The 1,493-nt window shown below is 36.7% G+C and carries 2 protein-coding genes; both read left to right on the forward strand.

Features of this window, described 5'->3' with window-relative positions; genetic code table 11:
* Positions 1–103: 103 nt before the first annotated feature.
* Entirely contained in the window at positions 104–793 is a 690-nt protein-coding gene (locus tag EPX21_RS19965; protein WP_206106118.1) for a VIT family protein, read from the forward strand.
* Positions 794–871: 78 nt separating this feature from the next.
* Complete coding sequence (locus EPX21_RS19970; RefSeq protein WP_134091426.1) at positions 872–1,429, forward strand: HD domain-containing protein; 558 nt, start codon at positions 872–874, stop codon at positions 1,427–1,429.
* Positions 1,430–1,493: the final 64 nt, after the last annotated feature.

Raw genomic sequence — 1,493 nt, forward strand, 5'->3', positions numbered from 1 at the left:
CGATAAAAAGCTTTAGGATTGCTTTTTAGACCGTTGAAACCCCTGTTTTTTGTCTCGAAAATTTATTTTGGACAGCTCTGAAACTATATAAATAATTATAAAAATGGAATTGGAAAAACATTATGTAAACAGAGTGGGTTGGTTAAGAGCTGCTGTTTTAGGAGCTAATGACGGATTGCTTTCCACCACAAGTATTGTAATCGGAGTTGCTGCCGCAGATCCCAGCCGACATGCTATAATTTTAGCGGCTTTGGCGGGAACCATCGCAGGAGCAATGTCGATGGCCGCAGGAGAATATGTTTCTGTAAGCTCACAAGCTGATACAGAAAAATCGGACATAAACAGGGAGAAGAAAGAGTTAGAAAAAATGCCTGAAATTGAACTCCACGAATTGGCAAAAATTTATGAAAAAAGAGGTGTAAGCAAAGAAACAGCAATGCTCGTGGCGAAAGAACTTACAGATCACAATGCACTGGAAGCACATACAAAAGACGAATTAGGAATAAACGAGATTACTGTAGCAAAACCTTTTCAGGCTTCAGTAGCATCGTTTTTCTCTTTTCTTTCCGGAGCAGCGTTGCCAATGGTGGTCTCCATTTTTGCTCCAGAAAAAAATATGGTGTATTACCAATATGGTTTTTCGATTATTTTCTTAATGATTTTGGGGGCTATTGCTGCCAAAACAGGAGGCTCCAATATAGGGGTCGCAATAGTTAGAATTTGCTTCTGGGGGACTATTGCAATGGTAATAACGGCAATTGTTGGGTATGTATTTGGCGTAAATATTTCCTAACAATGATGAACGGCAAAATCAAAAGAATATTTAGGTTTTAATCCCAATGTAATTGTCAATTTAATAAATATTGATACAATGGATATATCAAAGCAAAATTATTTAAAAAGAATAGCGGAGTATGTAGTAAGCCTGTTTGATTCAAAGACTACCGCTGAACTATGCTATCATAATCTGGAACACACAAAGGCTGTTGTTAAAAATGCAGCTGAAATGGCAGATTTCTATCGTTTGAAAAATATGGAAAGATTTGTTTTGTTGGCGGCAGCATGGTTCCACGATACCGGTCAATTATTTGGGCCAATGGATGGCCATGAAAAAAGAGGAGCATTTATTATGGAACAATTTTTACGTAGCCAGAAAATTGATGCCAGTATTATACTGGCAATAAACAAAGCGATTATGGCAACAGAGGCAAATACAAAACCAACCAATTTAATCGAAGATATTTTACGGGATTCGGATGTGTACCATTTAGGAACCAAAGATTTCCGTCAAATGGATGAACTTGTATGGAAAGAAACAGAACAACGATCAGGGCACATAATTCCAGATAAATTACAGAAGTCATTGGACTTTCTCAACAAACACTGTTTTTATACAGCATATTGCAAAGATAGTGTAATCTTCCCTTAAAACAGCTACGATTATTAATGTAGTTTTATAATTTAGGGGTAATGAAAAGAAGTAAGTTTAGCGA

Origin of the sequence: Olivibacter sp. XZL3 (genome assembly GCF_004368405.1) — a bacterium.
Taxonomy (GTDB): domain Bacteria; phylum Bacteroidota; class Bacteroidia; order Sphingobacteriales; family Sphingobacteriaceae; genus Olivibacter.